At 73.6% G+C, this 23,443-nt stretch carries 18 protein-coding genes; 14 read left to right on the top strand and 4 right to left on the bottom strand.

Going from position 1 to position 23,443, the window contains the following annotated elements; translation table 11 throughout:
• Nucleotides 1-144 precede the first annotated feature (144 nt).
• From ACF08W_RS06825 to ACF08W_RS06805, 5 genes are all read left to right on the top strand, one after another.
• Entirely contained in the window at nucleotides 145-777 is a 633-nt protein-coding gene (locus tag ACF08W_RS06825) for a response regulator (RefSeq protein WP_392278853.1), read from the top strand.
• Nucleotides 778-881: 104 nt separating this feature from the next.
• Nucleotides 882-1,301 carry a CU044_2847 family protein gene (locus ACF08W_RS06820; RefSeq protein ID WP_392278669.1) on the top strand — a complete coding sequence of 140 codons (420 nt, stop codon included), beginning with the start codon at nucleotides 882-884 and terminating at the stop codon, nucleotides 1,299-1,301.
• A gap of 3 nt (nucleotides 1,302-1,304) precedes the next feature.
• Nucleotides 1,305-3,488 (top strand): trypsin-like peptidase domain-containing protein, encoded by a 2,184-nt coding sequence (locus tag ACF08W_RS06815; protein ID WP_392278668.1) that lies wholly within the window; start codon nucleotides 1,305-1,307, stop codon nucleotides 3,486-3,488.
• Nucleotides 3,485-4,471 carry an AAA family ATPase gene (locus ACF08W_RS06810; protein WP_392278667.1) on the top strand — a complete coding sequence of 329 codons (987 nt, stop codon included), beginning with the start codon at nucleotides 3,485-3,487 and terminating at the stop codon, nucleotides 4,469-4,471. Before ACF08W_RS06815 ends, ACF08W_RS06810 begins: the two co-directional genes overlap by 4 nt.
• Nucleotides 4,468-7,830 (top strand): SAV_2336 N-terminal domain-related protein, encoded by a 3,363-nt coding sequence (locus ACF08W_RS06805; protein WP_392278666.1) that lies wholly within the window; start codon nucleotides 4,468-4,470, stop codon nucleotides 7,828-7,830. The genes ACF08W_RS06810 and ACF08W_RS06805 overlap by 4 nt, the downstream gene beginning before the upstream one ends.
• An 11-nt stretch (nucleotides 7,831-7,841) precedes the next feature.
• Here the strand turns inward: ACF08W_RS06805 and ACF08W_RS06800 are convergent, their stop codons facing one another.
• Nucleotides 7,842-9,038, bottom strand: a complete 1,197-nt coding sequence (locus tag ACF08W_RS06800; protein WP_392278852.1) for a lipid-transfer protein — start codon at nucleotides 9,036-9,038, stop codon at nucleotides 7,842-7,844.
• A 47-nt stretch (nucleotides 9,039-9,085) separates the two neighbouring features.
• Entirely contained in the window at nucleotides 9,086-11,269 is a 2,184-nt protein-coding gene (locus tag ACF08W_RS06795) for an acyl-CoA dehydrogenase (RefSeq protein ID WP_392278665.1), read from the bottom strand.
• 271 nt (nucleotides 11,270-11,540) lie between these two features.
• Here ACF08W_RS06795 and ACF08W_RS06790 point away from each other — a divergent pair, with 271 nt between their 5' ends.
• The gene (locus ACF08W_RS06790) at nucleotides 11,541-13,349 is read left to right on the top strand and encodes an MFS transporter (RefSeq protein ID WP_392278664.1); all 1,809 of its coding nucleotides are present in this window, start codon (nucleotides 11,541-11,543) and stop codon (nucleotides 13,347-13,349) included.
• On the opposite strand, the gene pepE is transcribed toward ACF08W_RS06790, so the two are convergent.
• Nucleotides 13,312-14,040: a dipeptidase PepE gene (pepE, locus tag ACF08W_RS06785; RefSeq protein ID WP_392278663.1), complete on the bottom strand. Its 729-nt coding sequence runs from the start codon at nucleotides 14,038-14,040 to the stop codon at nucleotides 13,312-13,314. The genes ACF08W_RS06790 and pepE overlap by 38 nt on opposite strands.
• A gap of 125 nt (nucleotides 14,041-14,165) precedes the next feature.
• Entirely contained in the window at nucleotides 14,166-14,993 is an 828-nt protein-coding gene (locus ACF08W_RS06780; RefSeq protein WP_385204778.1) for an IclR family transcriptional regulator, read from the bottom strand.
• A 165-nt stretch (nucleotides 14,994-15,158) separates the two neighbouring features.
• Here ACF08W_RS06780 and ACF08W_RS06775 point away from each other — a divergent pair, with 165 nt between their 5' ends.
• From ACF08W_RS06775 to ACF08W_RS06740, 8 genes are all read left to right on the top strand, one after another.
• Nucleotides 15,159-16,115, top strand: a complete 957-nt coding sequence (locus ACF08W_RS06775; protein ID WP_392278662.1) for a DUF1177 domain-containing protein — start codon at nucleotides 15,159-15,161, stop codon at nucleotides 16,113-16,115.
• Complete coding sequence (locus tag ACF08W_RS06770) at nucleotides 16,115-17,506, top strand: cytosine permease (RefSeq protein ID WP_392278661.1); 1,392 nt, start codon at nucleotides 16,115-16,117, stop codon at nucleotides 17,504-17,506. The genes ACF08W_RS06775 and ACF08W_RS06770 overlap by 1 nt, the downstream gene beginning before the upstream one ends.
• The gene (locus ACF08W_RS06765; protein ID WP_392278660.1) at nucleotides 17,503-18,855 is read left to right on the top strand and encodes a M20/M25/M40 family metallo-hydrolase; all 1,353 of its coding nucleotides are present in this window, start codon (nucleotides 17,503-17,505) and stop codon (nucleotides 18,853-18,855) included. The genes ACF08W_RS06770 and ACF08W_RS06765 overlap by 4 nt, the downstream gene beginning before the upstream one ends.
• A 184-nt stretch (nucleotides 18,856-19,039) precedes the next feature.
• Nucleotides 19,040-19,798 carry a MerR family transcriptional regulator gene (locus tag ACF08W_RS06760; RefSeq protein WP_392278659.1) on the top strand — a complete coding sequence of 253 codons (759 nt, stop codon included), beginning with the start codon at nucleotides 19,040-19,042 and terminating at the stop codon, nucleotides 19,796-19,798.
• A gap of 116 nt (nucleotides 19,799-19,914) precedes the next feature.
• Complete coding sequence (locus ACF08W_RS06755) at nucleotides 19,915-20,526, top strand: hypothetical protein (RefSeq protein ID WP_392278658.1); 612 nt, start codon at nucleotides 19,915-19,917, stop codon at nucleotides 20,524-20,526.
• A gap of 110 nt (nucleotides 20,527-20,636) precedes the next feature.
• Nucleotides 20,637-21,443: a GNAT family N-acetyltransferase gene (locus ACF08W_RS06750; RefSeq protein WP_392278851.1), complete on the top strand. Its 807-nt coding sequence runs from the start codon at nucleotides 20,637-20,639 to the stop codon at nucleotides 21,441-21,443.
• Nucleotides 21,444-21,578: 135 nt separating this feature from the next.
• Entirely contained in the window at nucleotides 21,579-21,932 is a 354-nt protein-coding gene (locus tag ACF08W_RS06745; protein ID WP_392278657.1) for a hypothetical protein, read from the top strand.
• Between the two features lie 100 nt (nucleotides 21,933-22,032).
• Nucleotides 22,033-23,268, top strand: coding sequence for a hypothetical protein (locus ACF08W_RS06740; RefSeq protein ID WP_392278656.1), 1,236 nt, complete (start codon nucleotides 22,033-22,035; stop codon nucleotides 23,266-23,268).
• Nucleotides 23,269-23,443: the final 175 nt, after the last annotated feature.

Here is a 23,443-nt window from a genome sequence, read left to right as displayed (position 1 = left end):
GCCCCGGGGAGGCCGGGCTTGGCGAGGATGCTGTCGATGTGCTCGGCCACGGCGCTCCCGCCGGCCACGAGCCGGGCGGCGATGCCCGCGCCGTACACGGCCCCGAACGGCGGGGCAGCGCTTAACCTGTCCCGCGTGAACGAGATGCCGCAGGACCACCGCCCGGCACGGCTCACCCGGGTGCTCCTCGCCGAGGACCAGGGGATGATGCGCGGCGCGCTCGCGTTGCTGCTGGGGCTGGAGCCGGACATCGAGGTGGTGGCGCAGGTGGGGTCCGGGGACGAGATCGTGCCGACCGCGGTGCGGGTCCGGCCGGACGTGGCACTGCTCGACATCGAGCTGCCGGGGTGCAGCGGGCTGGACGCCGCCGCGCGGTTGCGCGCGGCGGTGCCGGACTGCCGGGTGCTGATCCTCACCACCTTCGGCCGCCCCGGCTATCTGCGCCGGGCGATGGAGGCCGGGGCGGCCGGTTTCCTGGTCAAGGACGGCCCGGTCGAGGAGCTCGCGGTGGCGGTGCGGCGGGTGCTGGCCGGGGAGACGGTGATCGATCCGGCGCTGGCGGCCGCCGCGCTCAGCGCCGGGCCCAGCCCGCTCACCGCCCGCGAGCGGGACGCGCTGAACGCCTCGGTGGACGGTGCCACGGTCGCCGACATCGCGGCGAAGCTGCATCTGTCGGAGTCCACCGTGCGCAACTACCTGTCCGCGGCGATCGGCAAGACCGGCACCCGCAACCGGATGGAGGCGGTGCGGGCGGCGCGGCAGCAGGGCTGGCTCTGAGGGGGTGACCGGGAGAAACGGCCGGGCGGCGTCAATGTATCGATGACGTAACCGAGTTGGCCATCGGTCCGTGCGGCGGGCGCCCGCGCGGTGAGAATGCGGTCGTGTCCACAACACCTGACTTCGCACTCGACGACGGCACGCCCGTCCGCTTCCTGCTCGCGCCGGCCGACGGAACGTCGGAGTCCGCGCCCTCCCCCGCGTACGACGAGGGGGACCTGCCGGAAGGGATGGGGCGGGCGGTACCGGTGGCCTCCGGGGGCGGCCGGGCCGTGGCCAGCCTGGCGATCGGGGCCCTGCGCGGCGCGCTCAAGCCGGTCGGCCCGCTGCTCCAGGAGGTGCACGACGCCGCGGTGGCCTCGCCGAACCCGCCCACCGAGCTGAGCGTCACGTTCGGCGTCCAGATCGGGCAGGACCTCAAGCTGGGGATCGTCGGCGGCAGCGGGCAGGCCCATCTCACGGTCACCGCCGGCTGGAACCCGGTCCCGGCCCGGGGCGCCGACGCCGGACCGGCCGCCGAGTAGCGCATGGGGTGGTTCGGGCTCAGCGGCGCCGCCCCGGTCGAGGAGCCGTCCCGGCTCGTCGTCACGGTGCGCCGGGGTGGGGACGGCCGGGTCGCGGGCGCGGGATTCGCGCTCGGCCCCGATACGGTCCTGACCTGCGCCCACGTCGTGAACGAGGCGTTGGGACGGCCCCTGCTCGATCCCCGGACGCCTCGGCGGGAGGCGATCCGGGTCGAGGTGCGGGGCGCCGCCGTCACGTCCTGCTCGGCGCGGCTGCTCCACTGGGTCGCCCCGCGTTCCCCGGGCGGCGGCCCGGTCCGGGAGACCGACCAGGAGTGGCTGGGCGACCTGGCCGTGCTGCGGATCGACGAGCCGGCCGGGCGGGAGGTGCTGCCCGCCGTCCCCGGGCGGGCCGACATGGCGGCCGGTCAGCCGGTGCACGCCTGGCACGGCGGCGGGCACCCGTCCACCCTGGCCCGGCTCACCGTCGCCGCGCTCCACGCCCCGCTCGGCCACCTCGACCCCGCGCTCGGCTATCTCGACGGCGAGGCCACCGGCATGGCGGTCGGCCCCGGGTACAGCGGCGGCCCCGTCTGGTGCCCCGGGGAAGGGGCGGTCGTCGGCCTGGTCGTGGCGCACTTCCTGCCGCCCCGGTCCGCCGCCACCGGGGAGCCCCTCGCGTACAGCCCGCAGCAGCTCGTCCGGCGCAGCTGGGCGGTCCCCTGGCAGCGGGTCAGGGACGAGCTGGCCGCGGTGGGCGGCCTCCCGCAGGAGCTGGAGCGGGACGAGGACGGCGGGCTCGATCCCGGGGACCCGGCGCTGATCCTCCTGGAGGAGGCCGTCGAGGAGATCCTGTACTCGTCGACCGAGCGCTCGACGGCCGCCGCGCGGCTGGCCCGGCAGTGCGGGGTCGGGGAGGGCAGTTCCGTCACCCCGCCCACGCACGCGGAGTTCGCCCGGTTCCTGCTCACCCACCCACGGGCCCTGGCCGCCTTCTCGGGCATGCTGCGGCGTGACAGCCCGGCCTGGGCCGACCGGGTGCTGGCCGCCGGTTCGCTCAGCGGCACGCCCCGGCTGCTGTCCCCGGCGGAGTACGCGGCCCTGCGCCGGCTGCTGCGGGACCTCGACCGGGCGGTGCTGGCCCGGATCCCGGAGGCCGTGCGCGCCGCGCTGCCCCACGTACCGGCCGCCCCCGGCGAGGAGCCCCTCGACCTGCTCCTGGACCGGCTGGAGGCGCTGCCGGGGGACGGCCACGCGGCGGGCGGGGAGCGCCGCGTCCCGGCCCTGCTGCGGGTCATGGAGTACGTCGGCGCGCTGTCCTCGTCGGGGAAGCGGGCCGAGCAGCGGCTGTGGGCCGACGGGGTCGCCCAGCGGCTGGGCATCTCGCGGGCGGCGCTGGGCGAGCGCCGGACGGACTCCCAGGCGTGGGGGCGTTCGGTGCGCGGCCGGGCCACGCGGACCCGGGTGCTGGTCCAGGTGACGCGGGCCGAGCGGGGGCTGCACCGGCTGCGGATCTGGTGCGACGAGGGCGCGGGCCTGCGGCAGGTCTCCACGGACAGTCTGACGGCGTACTCGGCGTCGGACGGGGCACGGGAGGTGCTGCGGGTCCTGGACTCGCTGACCCCGGCGGCCGACGACGAGCGGGCGCCGCTGGTGGAGGTGCTCGTCGACCGGGCGAGCCTGAACCTGCCGGTCGACGAGTGGACGGCGTACGACGCCGACGAGATCGTTCCCGGGGTCCTCGGGGTGGAGTTCCCCCTGGTCGTGCACTGCCCCGAACTCGTGCGCAAGCACCGGCGGTTCGACTCGCACTGGCGCGGCCGGTGGCGTCGGCTCGACTCGGGGAAGACGCTGGTCGTCTCCGACGCCGTGGCCCCGGGGTCCCTGTACCCGATGCTGGTCAACCAACTGGACACGGTGCGCGTCTGTGTGGACGTGCCGCCCGGCCCCCGGGACGGCATCGTGCAGACCTGTCTCGTGCTGGGGGTCCCCGTGGTGGTGTGGGACCGGGGCCAGGACGGCGCGTCCCACCTCGTCCGGCACATGGCGGACGTCGCCACCCCCGAACTGCCCGACGGGGTACGCGACTACCGGGCGAACGCCCACGCCCGGCCGCCCGACTTCCCCGGCCGCCCGGTCCTCGCCTGGGCCGACGCCGACCGCACCGTGCCCCGGCTCCATCTGACCGAACCACAGGAGAGCTCATGACTTCCGCTGCCGGAGCGTCCGGAGCCCCCGGTACCCCTGCCGCTCCCGCGACCGACTGGCGCCTCTTCCACGGTGACGGCGAGCCCCGGGACGTGGCCCTGCCCCCGGCCCCGCCGTGGCGCCGCTTCACCCCGGAGCGGCCGGACCGCCCCGGCATGCCGTACGTGATCGAGCCGGGCCACGCGGACATCGTGAACGCGGCGCTGCTGCTGCGCCGTCCGCTGCTGGTCACCGGCCCGGCGGGGACCGGGAAGTCGTCGCTCGCCCACGCCGTCGCCCGGGAGCTGCGCCTGGGCGAGCTGCTGCGCTGGCCGGTCAACAGCCGCTCCACGGTGAAGGACGCGCTCTACCAGTACGACGCGATCGGGCGGCTGCGCGAGACGACGCTCAGCCGGGACCGGGGCGAGGCGGAGCCGTCGATCGGCACGTTCGTGCGGCTCGGCCCGCTCGGGACCGCCCTGGTGCCGTCGGCGACCCCGAGGGCGCTGCTCGTCGACGAGATGGACAAGGGCGACGTCGATCTCCCCAACGACCTGCTGACGGTCTTCGAGGACGGGGTCTTCGACATCCCGGAGCTGACCCGGCTCCCGGAGGACATGGCCGACGTGGAGGTGCGGACCCTGGACCACCGGGGGACCGTCGTGGTGCACCAGGGTGTCGTGCGGTGCTCCGAGTTCCCGGTCGTCGTCATCACCAGCAACGGTGAGCGCGACTTCCCGCCCGCGTTCCTGCGCCGCTGCGTCCGGCTGGATCTGCCGGTGCCCGACGAGGAGCGGCTGCGGTCCATCGTGGCGGCCCATCTCGGGGAGGAGGCGCTGCGGGCGGCCGACGACCTTATCGAGGCGTTCCTGCGCCGCCGCGCCCCCGGGGAGCTGGCCACCGACCAGTTGCTCAACGCGGTGTTCCTGCGGACCGGCGGCGTCGACCTGGACGCGGAGGGGCTGCTGGACGCCGTGCTCCACCAGCTCACCGGGGCGATGTGACCGTGTCCGGCGACGGGGCGCGGCTGGCCGAGGCGTTGCGGGTGCTGTCGGCCTGCGGGCACGAGCTGGACGCGGACCAGTTGCTGGACGTGCTGTGGCTGGCGCGGAGCCTGCCCGCGGGGCCCGGTGCCCCGCTGCGCCGGGAGCGGTCCGAGCCGGCCCCGCCCGCCGCCGGGCCGGATTCCGGGGCGGAGGGGGCGCGGGAGGCACCGGGACCCTCGCCGAAGCCGGGGCCGGACGACGACCTGCCCGATCTGACCGCCCCGTCGCTGTACGCGGCGGCGCGGCGGTCCCCGGCGCCGGAGCCCGTCCGTCACCGCCCCGCCGGGGACGGACGCCGGGCCATGCCGGTCCGGGTTCCCGAGGAGAAGGCGCTCGCCGACGAGCTGGCGCTCGGCCGGGCGCTGCGGCCGCTGCGCCGCCGCCGGGAGAGCCTGCACCGGCTGGAGGTCGACGAGGAGCTGACGGCCACCGAGTTCGCCCGGACGGGGCTGGCCGACGTGGTGCAGCGGCCGGTGCGGGAGCGCTGGCTGGATCTGGTGCTGCTCGTCGACGACGGGCTGTCCATGCTGTTGTGGCACCGGCTCGGGGCGGAGCTGCGGGCCCTGCTGGAGCGGCTGGGCGCCTTCCGGACCATCCGGGTGCTGGGGCTGGACGCGGGGGGCGTGCGGCCCCGGCTGCATGCCCGGCCGTTCCGTGCCGACGGCCCGGAGCTGGCGCCGAGCGCGGTGAACGACGCCTCGGGCCGGACGCTGCTGCTGGTGGTGAGCGACGGGATGGGGGCGGCCTGGCGGTCCGGTGCGATGCACGGTCTGCTCGCCCGGCGGGCGGCGCGGGGCCCGGTCGCGGTGGTGCACACGCTGCCGCCGGAGATGTGGGAGGCGTCGGGGATCTCCGCCGAGCGCTGGCGGGCGACCACCCGGCGGATCGGCGGGGCCAACGCGTCCTGGCGGATCGTCGACCCGGTGCTGCCGCCGGAGATCGCCGCCTTCGAGGGGGTCCCGGTGCCGGTGCTGGCGCCGGAGCCGGCCGCGTTGCACGACTGGGCGCGGCTGCTGGCCTCGCCGGGGGCGACGGTGGAGCTGCCGTTGCTGGTCCGGCCGGACGCGTACGCGGCGCCGGACGTGCCGCCCCGGGGTTCGGGCGGCGCCCAGCACTTCCGGGACGCGGCGACCCCGGAGGCGTACCGGCTGGCGGCGCATCTGGCGGCGGTGGCGCCGCTGTCGGTGCCGGTGATGCGGCTGGTGCGGGGCGCGGTGCCGTGGCGGGCCAGTACCGCGCATCTGGCGGAGGTGTTCCTGGGCGGGCTGATGCAGCCGCGTCGGGCGCCGGTGCCGGGTCCGGTGCCCGCGAAGCACCGGATCTTCGACTTCTCCGACGAGACCAGGACCGTGCTGCTGGACGCGGTGCCGCCGGCGGAGCTGTTGCGGACGAGCCGGCGGATCGGGCTCCGGCTCGACGAGCTGGCGGGGCGTTCGCCGGACTTCCCGGCCTGGCTGTCGCACCCGGAGGGTCCGGCCGAACTCCTGGACGCGCAGCTGCCGTTCACCAGTGTGGAGCGGCGACTGCTGTCCCGGTTCGGGGTGTCGTCGGGTGGCGGCCCGTCCGGTCCGGGGCCCGGTCCGGACGCGGAGCCGGAGGAGGCGGACGGCTGGCGGCCGCTGCGGCCGGAGGACCCGCGCCGGCTCGGCGCGTACACCCTGCGCGGGCGGCGCCGGGGCCATCGCACCGTGGTCTACCGGGGGTTCGACGCCCGGGGCGGCGAGGCGGCGCTGCGCATGACGCATCCGGGGGTGCCTCCGGTCCACCGGTGGCTGGTCGAGGTGGAGGCGGAGGCCCTGTCCCGGCTCCAGGGGCAGTACGCGCCCGCCCTGCTCGCCACCGGTGAGCAGGACTCCGCCCCCTGGCTGGCGATGACCACGGTCGCGGACGCGGACGCCCCGGGGACGGAGCCGCTGCGGCTGGAGGACCTCCTCAACCGGGCGCTCACCGACGGGGTCGCGCCCTTCGACACGCTGCGCGGGCTCATCGTGGCGTTCTACCTCGCGAACGCGGTGGCGCTCTGCCATGTCAACGGGCTGGTCCCGGCGTCCCTGGGCGCCGACAGCGTCTTCGTGCTGCGGCGTTCGGTGGTGCTGGCCGATCTGTCGGACTGCGCGGTGGACGGGGAGTACGCGGGTCCGGGGCCGGTGCCGACCCGCGAGGACAACATGTACGCGCTCGGGGAGCTGCTCCAGCTCATCAGCAGCAAGCCCGGTGCGCGCCTGCCGGGCATGCCGGAGGGGATGCACCTGTGGCAGGGCGACACCTGGACGGAGCTGCGGCTGCTGGTGCTGCGCTGTCTCGACCCGGACCCGGCGCGGCGGCCCACGGCGGGCGAGGTCGGGGAGGTGCTCGGCAAGTACGTCGCCCGGGCCCGCGCCCAGTACCGGGATCCGGCCTCGGGGACGGGGCTTCCGGCCCCCGCCCGGCGGGCGGTCCCGGTGCGGCGGGAGGCACCCGTTCCGCTGACCCCGCCGCCGCTGCCCGACACCCCGGGGGACGAGGCGGCCGGGCCGCGCGTCGCCCGGTTCGGGGCGGCCCGGCGCAGGGCACTGGAGCAACTGGCCCGGTTGCGGGCGCCGATGACGTACGGCAGGCGGCTGGCCCTGATGGGCGCGCACCGCTACAGCGGGCGGGCCACCACCACGATGGTGCTCGGGCGGTTGCTGGCGGCGGTGCGGAGCGAACCGGTCCTGGCGATGGACGCCGCCGGGGACTCCGGGGCGCTGGCCGCCTTCCTCCCGTCCGGGGCCCGGCCCGTCCCGCGCGGGCTCGCCGCGCTGGCGCCGTCGTCCCCGTACGAGGAGATCAGCGCCCGGACGGCCCGGCTGGACCCGGGGCTGGAGGTGGTCGCGCATCCGCCGGGCCATTTCAGCCCGAGCCCCACGCACGACCACGACTACGTCGCCGTCCTGGGGCTGCTCGCCCCGTACTACTCCTTCGTGCTGAGCGACTGGGCCCCGCTGGGGCTGAGCGGATCGGCGGACGTTCTCCTGGACCACACCGACGAGTTGCTGGTCTGCGGCAGCACCGCCGAGGCATCCGTCGGGGAGACGGCGCGGCTGCTCGCGCGGCTGCGGGGAACGGGGTACGCGCACCTGGCGGACCGGGCGCTCGTGGTGGTCACCGATGTCGACGGCCACCGGGGGCAGCTTCCCCACGGGACGGCCGAACGGCTGGGGGTGGCCCCGGACCGGCTGGTGCGCGTCCCCCACGACCCGGCGCTCCGCTCCCCCGACTGGGACCTCGGCCGGCTGCGGACCGCCACCACGGAGGCGTTCCTGGACCTCGCGGAGCTGGTGCTGCCACCCGCGTGACCGGGCGAGGTTCAGCGGCGCAGCAGGGTCACCACGGCGGCGCCGCCGAGCCCGATGTTGTGGGTCAGTCCGGTGCGGGCACCGTGCACCTGGCGGTCGCCCGCCTCGCCGCGCAGCTGCCAGGTGACCTCCGCGACCTGGGCGATGCCGGTGGCGCCGAGCGGGTGGCCCTTGGAGATCAGCCCGCCGGACGGGTTGACAACCCAGCGGCCGCCGTAGGTGGTGGCGCCGGACTCGACGAGTTTCCCGGACTCCCCCTCGTCGCAGAGGCCGAGCGCCTCGTAGGTGAGGAGTTCGTTGATGGAGAAGCAGTCGTGGAGCTCGATGACGTCCAGGTCGGCGGCCGAGACCCCGGCGGCCTCGTACACCTGGCGGGCGGCGGCCCGCGACATCGCCGGGCCCACCACGTCGATGCAGGTGCCCGAGGCGAAGGAGTCGCCGGTGTCGGTGGTCATGGCCTGGGCGGCGATCTCCACCGCCCGGTCGCCGAGGCCGTGGCGTTCGACGAAGCGTTCCGAGACGACGACGGCGGCGGCCGCGCCGTCCGAGGTGGGTGAGCACTGGAGCTTGGTGAGCGGGCGGTGGACGGGCTTCGCGGCGAGAACCTCCTCGACCGTGTACGGGTCCTGGAACTGGGCGTACGGGTTGTTCACCGAGTGCCGGTGGTTCTTGGCGCCGACGGCGGCGAGCTGCGCCTCGGTGGTCCCGTACCGCGCCATGTGCTCGCGGGCCGCGTTGCCGAAGATCTGGGCGGTGGGCGGGCCCGCCTCGAAGCCGTGGGCGGCGGCCATGATCCCGTAGTGGCGGGCGACCGGCGAGGTCTTGAAGTCGGCGGCCGCGCCGCCCGCGCCCCCGCCGCCGAGCGGGCCGCGCGTCATCTTCTCGAAGCCGAGCGCGAGGACGCAGTCGCTGCCGCCGCCCTCGACGAACTGGCGGGCCGTCATCAGGGCGGTGGAGCCGGTGGCGCAGTTGTTGTTGACGTTGTAGACGGGGATGCCGGTCAGACCGAGTCCGTAGACGGCGCGCTGGCCTGCGGTGGAGGGCTGGAAGCAGTAGCCGACGACGGCCTGCTGGATCCGCTCGTAGTCGAGCGAGGCGTCGGCGAGCGCCGCCGTTCCGGCCTCCTTCACCATGTCCCAGTACTGCCAGTCGCGGGTCTCGGGCTTCTCGAACTTCGTCATGCCGACGCCGACGACGTACGCCTTCATGAGCTTCACGGGTTTCACGGGGGCGGTCCCTTCGGTTTCGTTCGTGTTCAGTCGCGCGGGAGGCCGAGGATGCGCTCGGCGACGACGTTGAGCTGGACCTGGGTGGTGCCGCCCGCGATGGTCAGGCAGCGGGACATCAGGAAGCCGTGCAGGGCCCGTTCCCGGGGTCCTTCGCCGGTGGCGCCCGCCGGGCCGAGCAGTTCGAGGACGAGTTCGGCGACCTTCTGCTGGTGGGTGGTCTGGAGGAGTTTGCGTACCGAGGCCCCGGCGCCGGGTTCGAGTCCGGAGACCTGCCGCAGGGTGGTGCGCAGTCCGATGCAGCCGAGCGCGTGGGCCTCGGCGGCGAGCGCCCCGATCCGGGCCCGGCAGGCGCCGTCGAGCTCGCCGGAGCGGGCGATCAGCGCTTCGAGGCCGGTGTCGAAGGTCATCTGGTCGGCCATGTGGACGCGTTCGTTGCCCAGGGTGTGGCGGGCGACCTTCCAGCCGTCCTGGGGTGCGCCGACGACGGCGTCGGCGGGCAGCAGGACGTCGTCGAAGTACACCTCGTTGAAGAGCCGGTCGCCGGTGATCTCGCGCAGTGGCCGGATGTCGATGCCCGGGGTGTTCTTCATGTCGACGAGGAAGTAGCCGATGCCCCGGTGCTTGGGGGCGTCGGGGTCGGTGCGGGCGAGGAGGATGCCGTGGTCGGCCCCCTGGGCGGCGCTGGTCCACACCTTCTGGCCGTTGATCCGCCAGCCCTCCTCGGTCCGCTCCGCCTTCGTGCGGAGGGAGGCGAGGTCGGAGCCGGCGCCGGGCTCGGAGAAGAGCTGGCACCACAGGAGTTCGCCGCGCAGGGTGGGCAGCAGGTAGCGCTCCTGCTGCTCGGGCGTTCCGTGGGCGATGAGCGAGGGCACCACCCAGGTGGCGATCCCGAGGTCGCTCAGCCGGATGCCCTGTTCGGCCAACTCTCTCTGAATGGCGAGCTGTTGGACGGGACCCGCGTCCAGTCCGTGGGGGGCCGGGAGGTGCGGGGCGGCATAGCCGGTCGGGGCGAGGGCGCGGCGGGCGGCCTTCGGGTCGAGCCCCCGGGCCCCGGCCACGGCCTCCCGGGCGGCCTCCCGGTACGGGCCGGCCTCGGCGGGCAGTTCGAGGGCGAGCCCGCGCCGGGTCCCGGCCTCGGCGAGCCGGGCGGCGCGCAGCCGGTGGGTGTCGCCGGAGCCGAGCAGCTGGCGGGCGACGAGGGCGCGGCGCAGATACAGATGGGCGTCGTGCTCCCAGGTGAAGCCGATGCCGCCGAGGATCTGGATGCAGTCCTTGGCGCAGCCGAACGCGGCTTCGAGGGCTTCGGACGCGGCGAGGGCGGCGGTCAGGGACCGCACGTCGGGCCCGGTCCCCTCCTCGTCGGCGGCGCGGGCGGCGTCCCAGACGAGCGCGCGGGCCCGTTCGACCCGTACGAGCATGTCGGCACAGAGGTGCTTGATGCCCTGGAACTGCCCGATGGGGCGACCGAACTGCTCACGCACCTTGGCGTGTTCGGACGCCAGGTGCAGCGCCTGGGCGGCGGTTCCGCAGGCTTCGGCGGCGAACAGGACGGCGGCGAGGTCGCGGACGCGCACGGAGTCGGTCGCGACGATCCGGGCGGCGGGGACGAGCACTCCGGCGGCGCGGACCTCGGCGGTGGGCCGGGTCGGGTCGGCGCCGTGGTGCGCCCGGACGGTCAGCCCCTCGGTGGCGGTGTCGACGGCGAACCAGAGGGTCCCGGCGGCCGATGCGGCGGGCAGGAGCAGCAGGTCGGCGTCGGCGGCGGAGAGGACGGGGGGTGCGGCGCCGTCGAGGAGGTGGCCGTCGCCGTGCTCGACGGCGGTGAGGGTGCCGGGTGCGAGTGCGACGGCGCCGATGCGCTCCCCCGCCGCGAGGGCCCGCGCCAGGCCGGGCGGTCCGGACTCGGCAAGCACGGTGGAGGCGAGGGAGGTGGCCTGGTAGGGGCCGGGGAGGGCGGCGCGTCCGGCCTCTTCGAGGACCACGGCCAGGTCGAGGAGGCGGCCGCCGTCGCCGCCGTGCTCCTCGGGGAGGTGGAGGGAGAGCAGGCCCTGTTCGGCGAGCGCGTCCCAGTACTTGGGGCGCGCGCCGGGGGTGCCCGGGGTGTCCGCGTCGAGCAGGGCGCGGATCTCCTCCGGTGGTACGGCGCGCGCCAGGCGGCCCCGTACGGCCCGTGCCAGTTCCCTGTGTTCTTCGGTGATTCCGATGCCCATGCGGATCCTCGCCGGTCGCAGCCACTGGAACGGCCGCAAGAGTAGAACACGTTCCATTCTGACGGAAGGTCAGATGACGGGTGGATCGGGACCGGTCCGCCCCCGTGCGCCCAACACGTGCGCCACCGCGCCCCGTTCGCGCCACGTTCACCGGAATACACCGGACGCCTGAAAGGTTTCACAGTGCACACAGTCGGCGGCCGGAGCTGCCCGCCCGCACCGCCCGTACCTCTCCTCCCGACCTCGACCACGCCGCCCGGAGGCCGCACGCATGCCACAGACGACGAACGAACAGCACCCCGGGGAGCTCCCCGATCCCCGTCCGCGCAAGGCCGGTCGCGGGATCGTCCCCGTGCTCGCCTTCGCGGGCATCACCGTCGCGGTGATGCAGACCCTGCTCGTCCCCGTCATCAAGGACCTGCCCGCCCTGCTGCACACCGCCCCGTCGAACGCCACCTGGGTGATGACGGCGACGCTGCTCGCGGGGGCCGTCGCCACCCCGATCATGGGTCGGCTCGGTGATCTCCGCGGGAAGCGGAAGATGCTGCTCGCCAGTCTCGCCGTGATGGTGGTCGGCTCCCTGATATGCGCCTTCACCGACGAACTCGTGGTCATGATCGTGGGGCGCGCCCTCCAGGGCTTCGCGATGGGCGCCATTCCGCTGGGCATCGGCATCATGCGCGACGAACTGCCCCGGGAGCGGCTCGGTTCGGCGATGGCGCTGATGAGTTCGTCGATCGGGGTGGGCGGCGGGCTGGCGCTGCCCGCCGCCGCGCTGGTCGCCCAGCACGCCGACTGGCACGCCCTGTTCCTCGGCTCGGCCGGTCTCGGGGTGCTGTCGATGGCGCTCACCGTCCTCGCCGTGCCGGAGACCTCGCTGCGCGCCCCCGGCCGTTTCGACCTGCCCGGGGCGCTGGGGCTCTCGCTCGGACTGGTCTGCCTGCTGCTGCCGATCACCAAGGGCGCCGACTGGGGCTGGACCTCGCCCGCCACGCTCGGCCTGATCGCCACCGCGCTGCTGGTCCTGGTCCTGTGGGGCCTGTTCGAGCTGCGCAGCCCGACCCCGCTGGTCGATCTGCGCACCAGCGCCCGGCGCGAGGTGCTGCTGACCAACCTCGCCTCGATCATGGTCGGGGTGGCGTTCTACGCGGTCTCGCTGGTCCTGCCGCAACTGCTCCAGCTCCCGGAGTCCACGGGGTACGGGCTCGGGCGGTCGATGGTGGTCGCGGGGCTGTGCGTGGCGCCGCTCGGCATCACGATGATGCTCGTCGCCCCGCTGTACGCCCGGCTCTCCGCCCGCCGGGGCCCCAAGGTCTCCCTGATGCTCGGCATGCTGGTGATGGCCGTCGGCTACGGGGCGGGGCTCGGGCTGATGAGCGCCGCCTGGCAGACCGTGGTGATCGCGGTGGTGCTCGGTGCGGGCATCGGACTGGCGTACTCCTCGCTGCCCGCGCTGATCATCGGCGCGGTCGACCCGTCCGAGACCGGTGCGGCCAACGGGCTGAACACCCTGATGCGGTCGATCGGCACATCGGTGTCGAGCGCGGTCATCGGCATGGTGCTGGCCAACACCTCGATCCGTACGGGCGGGACCGTGCTGCCCTCGATGGAGGGGTTCCGCATCTCGTTCCTGATCGCCACGGGCGCGGTGGTGGCGGGGCTGGTGCTGGCCTCGTTCCTGCCGTCCCGCCGCGCGCCGGCGCGCCCGGTCCTGCTGGCGAGCAGCGAGGACGGGGCCCCGGCGCCCACGGCCCCCGTTTCCCCCGCGGCCTCCCGCCCGGTGGCCGGTTCGGGCGGCTTCCGGGGGCGGGTGCTGGACGCGGACGGCGCCCCGGTGGCCCGCGCCAATGTGACGCTGATCGACCACCGGGGGCGCCAGGCCGGCCTGACCGTGGCGGGCGAGGACGGCCACTACGCCCTGGCCGCCCCGCACGGCGGCAGCTACGTACTGGCCGGCTCGGCGGCCGGTTTCGCCCCGTGCGCCCGCCCGGCGGCCCACCCGGGCGACGGCCTGCCGGTCGAGGCCGATCTGGTGCTGGAGCTCAGCGCGCCGGAGCGTCGAACCGCGGTGCCGTCGTGAGGAGCCACGAGACGTCCGACCCCGCCGCCAGCTCCCGCGGCGGGGTGTCGCGGGTGAACAGCCGGGCCGGGTGGGCGCCGTCGACGGCGGCCCGGTCGCCCTCCACACGCAGCCAGGAGCCCTCGCGCAGCCCGAGCACCAGCACGTCGTTCTCCTCCAGGAACTCCGTCAGCCGCTCCTCGCGGGTCTCGCCCTTGTGGGTGCTGGCCGGATCCGGGTCCTGGTAGTGCGGGTTGATCTGGAACGGGACGAGCCCGAGCGTCTCGAAGGACGGCGGCTGCACGATCGGCATGTCGTTGGTGGTCCGCAGGGTCGGCGCCGCCATGTTCGTGCCCGCGCTGGCGCCCATGTACGGCAGCCCCTCCCGTACCGCCTCGGTCACGGCCTCGCGCAGACCGGTCCGGTACAGCGCGCTCAGCAGCCGGAAGGAGTTGCCGCCTCCGATGAACACGGCGTCGGACGCGGCGAGTTCGGCGACCGGGTCGGTGTTCTCGTGCACCCCGCGCACGGTGATCCCGGCCGGTTCGAGGGCGGTGCGGACCCGGGCGGTGTACGTGTCGTGGTCGGCGAGCGCGTACGGGACGAAGGCCAGCCGGGCGCCTTCGGGCAGGAACGCGGTGACGGTGTCGAGGGCGTGTTCCAGGTAACCCCGGCCGTACTGGGTGGAGTTGGAGAGCAGCAGCAGATTCATCGGTACCTCTCGGTTCTCTTCCGGTCTCTAGCGGACTCGTGTCTCTGGCGGACTCATGACGGTCCCTCGGGGACTCATGACGGCCCGCGGACCCTTGGCGGTCTCTTGCGGTGCGGTGACGGGCGTCAGGCCGTACGGGGGCGGCGGGCGCGGGGCCTGGGGCGCTGCGGCGGGCGGGTGAGCCGCTGCTCCAGCAGCCCGGCCGCGTGGCGCAGCGCGTCGAGCCGGTCGTCCGGCGCCCCCGCGAAGAGCTGCTCGGCGCCGCCGAGGCTGAGGCTGCCGTAGGGCTCGCGCCCCAGGAAGACGGGGACGGCGACGGTGGCGATGCCGGTGTCGTACTCGCCGACCGTCCAGGCGTACCCCTGGGCGCGGATCCGGAGGAACTCCTCCTCCAGCCGGTCCGGGTCGGTGACCGTCCGCTCGGTGAAGCGGGCCATCGGACGGCCCCGGAAGAGCCGGTGGCGCTGCTCGTCGGGCAGGTAGGCGTAGTACGACTTGCTGGTCGCCCCGGCGTGCGCCGGGTAGAGCTCGCCGACCAGCGGGTAGTAGCGCAGCGGCCCGGCCTCGCCCTCCTCGGCGGCGACGCACCGCATGTGGAAGCTGTCCGGCAGGCAGAACAGCACGGTGTCGCCGGTGACCCGGCACAGCTCCTCCAGGACCGGCCCGGCCAGCAGCTCCAGCGAGCCGGAGCGCTCCCAGAGCCTGCCCAGGCGGAGCACGGCGGGGCCGATGCGGTAGCGGCGGGTGGCCGGGTCGGAGACGAGGAAGCCGCGTCCGGCGAGGGTGGCGAGCAGCCGCTGGGCCACCGAGGTGTCCCAGCCGAACTCCTCGGCGACCTCGGTGACGCCCCAGTCGGGCCGGGTCCGCTCGAAGGCGAGCAGCACGAGGAGCGCCCGGTCGACGGTTTGCAGGGCTCCGGCGGGGGTGCGCCGGTCCAGATCGAACTCCGCCATCGTCATCTCACCATTCAGACCTGAATTGCAAATAACGGGAAACTGTTGCGCTCAACGCTATCCGATCCCGAATGTGGCCTCAGCACCCCGCCCCGCGCCTCTCCCCCGTCGAGCGCCGGCCGGGGGCCCCGGTCAGCGGGACCGGACGAGCGAGAAAGGCCCCCCATGTTGAAGTACGTACTGGACATCGTCGATCTTCTGGACGATCCCCAGGCCAACGGCAAGGCGGTCGTCGAGTACCTCGACTCCGTGAGCGGTGCCGAGGGCTCGTCCGCGCAGGTCACCACGGTCATCGGCGAGCAGGGCTCGACGGACTTCGTGATGGTCCGCGTCCCCGGCTCCCGAGGACGTTCGTCCGGCGGCGACGCCCGCACACTCGGCGTGGTCGGCCGGCTCGGCGGCATCGGCGCCCGGCCCGAGGTGACCGGCCTGGTCTCCGACGCCGACGGCGCGGTCGCCGCCGTCGCCACCGCCGCCAAGCTGCTCGACATGCGCCGCCGCGGCGACGTGCTGCCCGGTGATGTGATCGTCGCCACCCACATCTGCCCGAACGCGCCGACCGAGCCGCACGACCCGGTGCCGTTCATGGGCTCGCCGGTGGACATCGCGACGATGAACCGCCACGAGGTGACCGACGAGATGGAGGCCGTGCTCTCCATCGACACCACCAAGGGCAACCGCATCATCAACCACAAGGGCCTCGCCCTCTCGCCCACCGTCAAGGAGGGCTGGGTGCTCCGGGTCAGCGAGCGCCTCGGCGAGCTCCTGGCCGTGGTGACCGGTGAGCCGTTGGTCACGTACCCCGTGACCACACAGGACATCACCCCGTACGGTAATGGTGCACACCACATCAATTCGATCCTCCAGCCCGCCACCGCGACGGCTGCCCCGGTCGTCGGTCTGGCCATCACCTCGGCCGCCGCGGTGCCCGGCTGCGGTACGGGCGCGAGCCACGAGACGGACATCGCGTCCGCCGCCCGCTACGCCGTCGAGGTCGCCAAGTCCTTCGGCGGCGGCCACCTGGACTTCCACGACGCGGTGGAGTTCGACAACCTCGTCAACCGCTACGGGTCCCTGGCACACCTCCAGACCCTCGGCCGTACCCCCCAGCAGGAGTCCTGATGGCAGCCACCCCGCAGGCCGAGGCCGGGGCCCACGAGACCAAGGCCATCGGCAGCGACGACTACGCGCTCTCCCGCGTCCCGCGCGACAAGCGCTTCGGCTTCTGGTCCATGCTGCTCCAGTGGCTGGCCCAGTCCGGTTCGATCTCGCAGTTCACCCTCGGCGCCACCATCGGCGTCGGGATGACCTTCGGCGACGCCTTCCTCGCCTTCACCCTCGGCGCGGTGATCCTGGAGATCGTGATCTTCGCGATCGGTCTGGCCGGGATGCGCGAGGGGCTGGCGACCCCGATGCTGACCCGCTGGGTCGGCTTCGGCAGAAACGGTTCCGCACTGGTCAGCTTCGTGATCGCGGTCAGCCTGGTCGGCTGGTTCGGCGTCCAGAACACGATCTTCGGCAACAGCGTCTCGGCACTGGTCGGCGGCCCGTCCTGGATGTGGTGCGTGCTGGCCGGAGTGGGCATCACCGCCCTGGTGATCTTCGGCTTCAAGTACATGGCCGTCTTCGCCAAGATCGTCACGCCGCTGTTCTTCGCGATGGTCGCCTGGTCGGTGATCTCCACGCTGAAGGACCACTCCCTGAGCGACCTGATCAGCTCCCCGCCGCCCGGCCAGACCATCCCGCTGGCCGTCGCCGCCACCGCCATCGCGGGCGGCTTCATGACCGGCGCGATCGTGGCCCCGGAAATGACCCGGTACAACCGGAAGGGCTCGCACGTCTTCGTCCAGAGCGCCTCGTCGATGATCCTCTCCGAGTACATCGTCGGCATGACGGGTGTGCTCCTGGGCCACCTGGTGAAGAGCAGCGAGGTGTCGCACATCGTGCTCTCCACCTCGGGCGTCTTCGGTGTGCTGGTGGTCCTGATGTCCACCGCGAAGATCAACGACTGGAACCTGTACGGCTCCTCGCTCGGCGTCGTCAACTTCTTCCAGGTCGTCTTCGGCAAGCGGCTGCACCGCGGTGTGGTCACGATCGTCCTCGGCGTCGCCGGCACGGTCCTGTCCGCCGTCGGGATCATGACCCACTTCACCGAGTTCCTCTCCGTCCTCGGCGTCGCCATCCCGCCGATCGGCGGGATCATCGTGGCCGAGTACTGGATCGTGAAGCGGATGCGCAAGCCGCTGGACGAGACGCGCGCCTCGGAGACCCTTCCGGCCTCCTCGCCGACCTGGGTGCCGATGTCCCTCGCCATCTGGATCGCCGCGTTCTGCGTCGGCAAGTTCTACGACGGCGGCATACCGGCCCTGAACTCGCTGGCCACCGCCTTCGTCCTGTACAGCGTCCTCGGCCTGCTGGGCTGGGTGAAGCCGTACGGCACCTCCGCCCTGGACGACGAGGACGACACCACCGCCCCCGCCACCCCCGCGACGACCCCTGTGGGAGCAGCATGACCACCCCCGACCCCACCACCACCGGCTCCACTCCCGGCTCCACCCCGCTCGTCCCGGCGTCCGCCGAGGCCCAGGACGAGGTGATCGGGCTCTGCGCCGAGCTGATCCGCTTCGACACCTCCAACCCCACCAGCGACGAGCGCGCCTGCGCGGACTGGGTGGTGGCCCGCCTCGCGGAGGTGGGCATCGCCTCCGAGCTGGTCGAGTCGGCCCCGGGCCGGGCCAGTGTGATCGCCCGGATCGCGGGCGCCGACCCCGGACGCGGCGCGCTGCTGGTCCACGGCCACCTGGACGTCGTACCGGCCGACGCCGCCGAGTGGCGGGTGCCGCCGTTCTCCGGTGAGATCCGCGACGGCTACCTGTGGGGGCGCGGCGCGATCGACATGAAGGACACGGTGGCCGTGATGCTGGCCACCGCCCGGCACTTCGCCCGCACCGGCACCCGCCCCTCCCGCGACCTGGTCCTGGCCTTCCTCGCCGACGAGGAGGCGGGCGGAAAGTTCGGCGCGCACTGGCTGGTCGAGCACCGCCCGGAGCTGTTCGCCGGGGTCACCGAGGCGATCGGCGAGGGCGGCGGCTTCTCCTTCGCGATCGACGACACCCGCCGCCTGTACCCGATCGAGAACGCCCAGCGCGGCATGGCCTGGATGGAGCTGACCGCCACCGGCCGGGCCGGCCACGGCTCGTCCCCCAACGACGAGAACGCCGTCACCGACCTCGCCGAGTCGCTGGCCCGGATCGGCCGCGAGACCTTCCCGATCCGGCTGATCGAACCGGTCCGCGCCCTCCTGGAGGAGGCCGCCCGGCTCTACGGCGTCGAGTTCGACGAGGACGACATCGAGGGCAGCCTCGCCAGGCTGGGCCCGGTCTCCGACTTCATGCAGGTGGTGCTCCGCAACTCGGCCAACCCCACCATGTTCACCGCGGGCTACCAGACCAACGTGATCCCGGGGAAGGCGACCGCCCGGGTGGACGGCCGCTTCCTGCCCGGCCACGAGCAGGAGCTGATCGACACGATCGACCGCCTCCTGCTGCCCTCGGTCCGCCGGGAGTGGGTCAACCACGACATCGCGATGGAGACCACGTTCGACGGCCCGCTGGTCGACGCCATGTGCGCCGCCGTCCGCGCCGAGGACCCGGACGGCCACCCCGTCCCGTACTGCAACCCGGGCGGCACCGACGCCAAGGCGTTCACCCACCTCGGCATCCGCTGCTTCGGCTTCAAGGGGCTGAAGCTCCCGCACGACCTGGACTACGGCCGTCTCTTCCACGGCGTGGACGAGCGCGTCCCGCTGGAGGGACTGCGCTTCGGCGTCCGCGTCATGACCCGGCTCTGGCAGAGCTGCTGATCCTCCACTCGGCACCCCGACCCGGGCCCACCCCTCGTACGCCCCCTCCGGAACCATGCCTCCGGCGGGGGCGTACGTATGCGACGGCGCGGATTCCCGGTTCCGGCTTGCGGCTTCCGCTGCGTCAACTCCTACCGTCCTGGGTGTGGCCGGAAAGACCGGCCCGGCGAGGTGAGGCGGGGCGATGACCTGGTCGATCGCGGATGTGGCCCGGATGTCCGGCGTGACCTCCCGGACGCTGCGGCATTACGACGAGATCGGCCTGCTGCCACCGGCACGGATCGGGAGCAACGGGCACCGCCAGTACGACGAGCCCGGACTGCTGCGGTTGCAGCAGATCCTGCTGATGCGGGAGCTGGGCCTGGGACTGCGCGAGATCCAGGCGGTCCTGGACAGCCAGGTGGATCAGTTGGCCGCGCTCCGCGAGCACCACCATCGGCTGCTCACGGAACGCGACCGGCTGGAGACGCTCGCCCGCACCGTGAGCCGGACCATCGCCGAACTGGAGAGAGGCAAGGAGGACGGCATGGCAGAGATCAACAGGCCGGAGAACCTGTTCGAGGGGTTCGAGGCGGGACAGCACGACGCGGAGGCACGCGAGCGGTGGCCGGAGCAGTGGGAGCAGTCCCAGCAGGCCATCGCGGGAATGACCCCCGAGGGCATGGAGCAGTGGCAGCGTGACGTGACGGCGCAGATGATCCGCATGGCGGAGTTCATGACGGCCGGCACACCCGTCACCGACCCGGTGGTGCAGGCCGAGGTGGACACCCTCTACCAGGGCGTGTGCCGGTTCTGGACCCCGTGCGCGGAGGCGTACAAGGGGCTCGCCCAGACGTACGTCGACGACCCCCGGTTCCGGGCGAACTTCGACCGGATCGCCGACGGGCTGGCCGAGTACCAGCGCGACGCGATGGTCGTCTACGCGGACACCCGGCTGAACTGACCGACCGGCCGCGCCGCCGCCCGCTCCCCGGCCGCCCGGCCTTGAGCTGCCCGGTCGGGAACCGCCACGCCTACCGGCGGGGGTGCGCCCGTGCCCCCGCCGGTAGGCTTCCGGGCATGGCTGCGACCTCTGCCCGGCCCGCCGGGCGCCCCGCCTCGTGGTGGCGCGAACAGTGTCTCGGGCTGCTCGACGCGGGTGACTGGTACGGGCTGTACCGCGCGGCGCAGTCCTGGCGCGTCGGTGGCGGGGGCTCGTTCACCCCGGACGCCTGGCTGATGGATGTCTGCTCGGCCCTGCTGCACCACCAGCCGAAGACCGCGCTGCACTGCTGCGACATGGCGCTGAGCACCTGGATCGAGCGGCCCGGCGACCGGGCCGTGCTGCGCTACGTCCGTGGTCTGGTGATCGCCGACCACGTCAAGGATCCGCTGCGCGCCCTGGACGACCTGGAATCCGCGCTGCACGGCCCGGACTGGCTGGCACGGCAGGCCGCGCCCGAGCTGGACCGGGTGGCGGCGGAGGCGGAACGTTCACGGGTACGCAAGCCCCGCGCGGCCCCCGCGCCCGAACTGGACGCGGACTACCGTGAGTTGATCTCCTCCGAGACGTCGTCCCCCGCCCCGGCCCGGCCGGCCGACCTGCCGCCGGACGGAGCGGTCCCCCCGCTCTGGGACCCGGCGATGCGCCACCTCCGGCGCGCGGCCGGGACCGGGACCGGGACCGGGTGACCGCCGGACGGCCAGAATCCGGATGCGGTTCCGGTCCGGTCGTGCTGGGATCAAGCACCATGAAGAAACATTCCCTCGATGCCGCCGACCTGGCGGACCTGGCCGACCGGATGGAGCGGAATCTGGCGGAACACGCCTGCCACCTGCACCGGAGCATGTCCGGTGCGACCGTCGCGGAGACCGGCGATCTACTGGTCGCCGACAGCGGTCTGGCCGACGACACGTTCAACATCGTCGCCGCGGCCCGCTTCACCGTCACCGACGCCACGGCGCGGATCGCCGAAACCGTCCGGACGCTGGAACGCACCGGCCGCCCGTTCTCCTGGTGGGTGGGGCCCGCCTCGACACCGCCGGACCTCACCGCCCGGCTGACGGCGGCCGGCCTGCCCGCGTCCGAGCAGGAGACGGCGATGTGGGCCGAGCTGGACGACACCCTGCCGACGCCCGCCGTCCGGGACCTGGACATCCAGCCGGTGACCACGCCCGAGCAGCTCGCCGACTACGCCACGGTCCTCGCCGCGAACTGGGACCCACCCGCCGACACCGTCCGCCGCTTCTTGGCACGGGCCGCCCCGCAGGCGCTGGCCGCCACCTGCCCGGCCCGGTACCTGGTCGGCTACGTGGCGGGCCGTCCGGTCTGTTCCGCCGAGGTGTTCCACCACGCGGGGGTCGCCGGGATCTACAACATCTCCACCCTGGCATCCCACCGACGACGGGGCTACGGCGGCGCCATCACCCTCGCGGCACTCCACACGGCCCGCGACCGGGACCAGGACCTCAGCCTCGATTTCGGCCTCGACCTCGACCGGAACCACCGCATCGCGGTCCTCCAGGCGTCGGCCGACGGCGAACCCGTATACCGCCGCCTGGGGTTCCACCCCTGCGGCCGGTTCACCGAACACGCCGTCGGCCCCTGAGCCGGATCGGCATCCGCGGTGCCGGCCGCCCCGAGCCCTGGCGCTATCGTTCCCCTGGTCACGGACTGAACGATTCGGCCGGGGTGCCGACACCGGGGTTCGGTGTCCGAGGTCACCGGCGTGGGGGGCGGGGAGATGGCGGAAGCGCGTCCGGAGGTCACGTGGACCGAGCGGCTGACGGAGGGAGTGACCGTTGCCGTGGCCTTGGGCCTCTCGTTCTATCTGTCGGCCGGCCCCGCCGTGCTCTTCTGCAACGCCTCCTGGAGTCTGATCAACGACTCCGGCGCCCCCATGGCCGCCCGGATCCTCGTGCCACTGGTCGTCCTCGTCCTCCTGGTGGCACCGCTCGTTCTCACCTTCAAGGTGTTCCGCTCCGGCCTCCGCAAGGGCAAGCGGCGACTGACGGCGGCGGTCCCGGCGGCACTGACCCTGCTCGGCGGATCCGCCGTGCTCTTCGTGGTGCTGTTCCTGGCCTACGTGTACGGCTGACCCCGGCCAGGGCCCGCCCCCGTCCTCCTCGTCCGCGCGTCACGGCCGAGGCGGAGGAGCGCGGTCCGTTCCCACGCCACGAAAGGGCGGGTACCACTCGATGAACAACACGGCAGAACCGGCGGAAGCCCGCGTCGACGATACGGGCAACATCCTGGTCGCGCCTTCGGCGTTGCGGGACGACGACCGGCTCGGGGACTTCTTCGGCACGGTGATCGCCCCGGACGACCTCGCCTCCACTCCGACCGCCCTCACGGGCAGGACCGTCTACCTGTGCGGCGACCTGTCCGGGATCGACCGACACCAACTGCGTTCGGCGGAGCGGGTGTTCGCCGTCCGCGAGCTGTCGCACGGTGACGACGAGGACGACGCGGCGGCGCCGTGGGACGCCGTCGGGATCGGCCGGGTCCCGGTCCGCGTGCACGGCGCCGGGGTGTACTACCCCCGGTTCTTCGAACCCGGTGACGACCACTTCGGGCGGATCGTCGCGGAGCACGCGTTCCAGTCCCTGACGGAGTCCACCAAGCCCGGCACGGCGCACCGCAGCGGAATCTATCTGACCCCCGTCACCCGCGACGGCGACGACCTCCGCTTCCGCCTGCTGCGGTGCTCCACGAACCTCTCGGGGCCGACCGAGAACTTCCGCCCCACCGACACGCACATCGTCGAGGCCCTGAACCGCGAGGCCGCCACCGTGTTCCGGGGCCAGGCGCCGCTGAACCACGTGCTCGCGCAGATCTACCACAACACCCACGCGACGGCGGAACGCAAGCAGTCCAAGGCCAGGATCTCGGCCCACGCCGACAAGACCAAGGACATGCCCGCCAACGGCATCATGGCCTTCTGCACCTTCTACGACCGGCTCGACGGACTGCGCCCCCTGCCCGGGGACCCCTTCGACCACGGCGTACGGGGCACCAGCGGGCTGACCAGGCTCCGCTTCCGCCTCAAGGACCCGGCCGGGCAGCCTGCCGGGGCCGCGCTCCCCGCGCGGTTCACGCTGACCCTCCACCCCGGCTCCGTCTTCTTCATGCCGTTGTCCACCAACCGGCTGTACACGCACGAGATCCGCCCCTCGGGGCTGGCCGCCGAGCTGCTCCCGACCCGCCTGGGATACGTGGTGCGCTGCTCGGACACCGAGGCCGTCCACCGGAACGGCCGTACGTTCATCCAAGTGGCGGGAGAATCTGTGGAGTTGGGGCCGCCCACACCCTCCGGAACGGACGAGCTGCGCAGGCTGTACGCCGAGGAGAACAGCACGTCGTCCTTCATCGACTACGGCGACAGGTTCCGCTTCAGCATGAACACGGGAGATTACCTTGCGCCACGGCCCTAGGACCTGTCTTCAAACTGCCGTCGTCCGGCCGGAGGCCGGGCCGTGCGGTGTCCGGTGCGTGCGATCGCAAGGCGGAGGGGCACCCCGATACTGGATGTATCGGGGTGACCCCGACAACGCGGCGAGCGTGCGTGCCGGGCGCCGCACGGCAGGCGGCAGTTTGAAGACAGGTCCT

This window comes from Streptomyces sp. NPDC015144 (assembly GCF_043079735.1).
GTDB lineage: Bacteria > Actinomycetota > Actinomycetes > Streptomycetales > Streptomycetaceae > Streptomyces.
The sequence above is the reverse complement of the archived record's forward strand: the minus strand, read 5'-3'. Positions and strand labels throughout refer to the sequence as shown.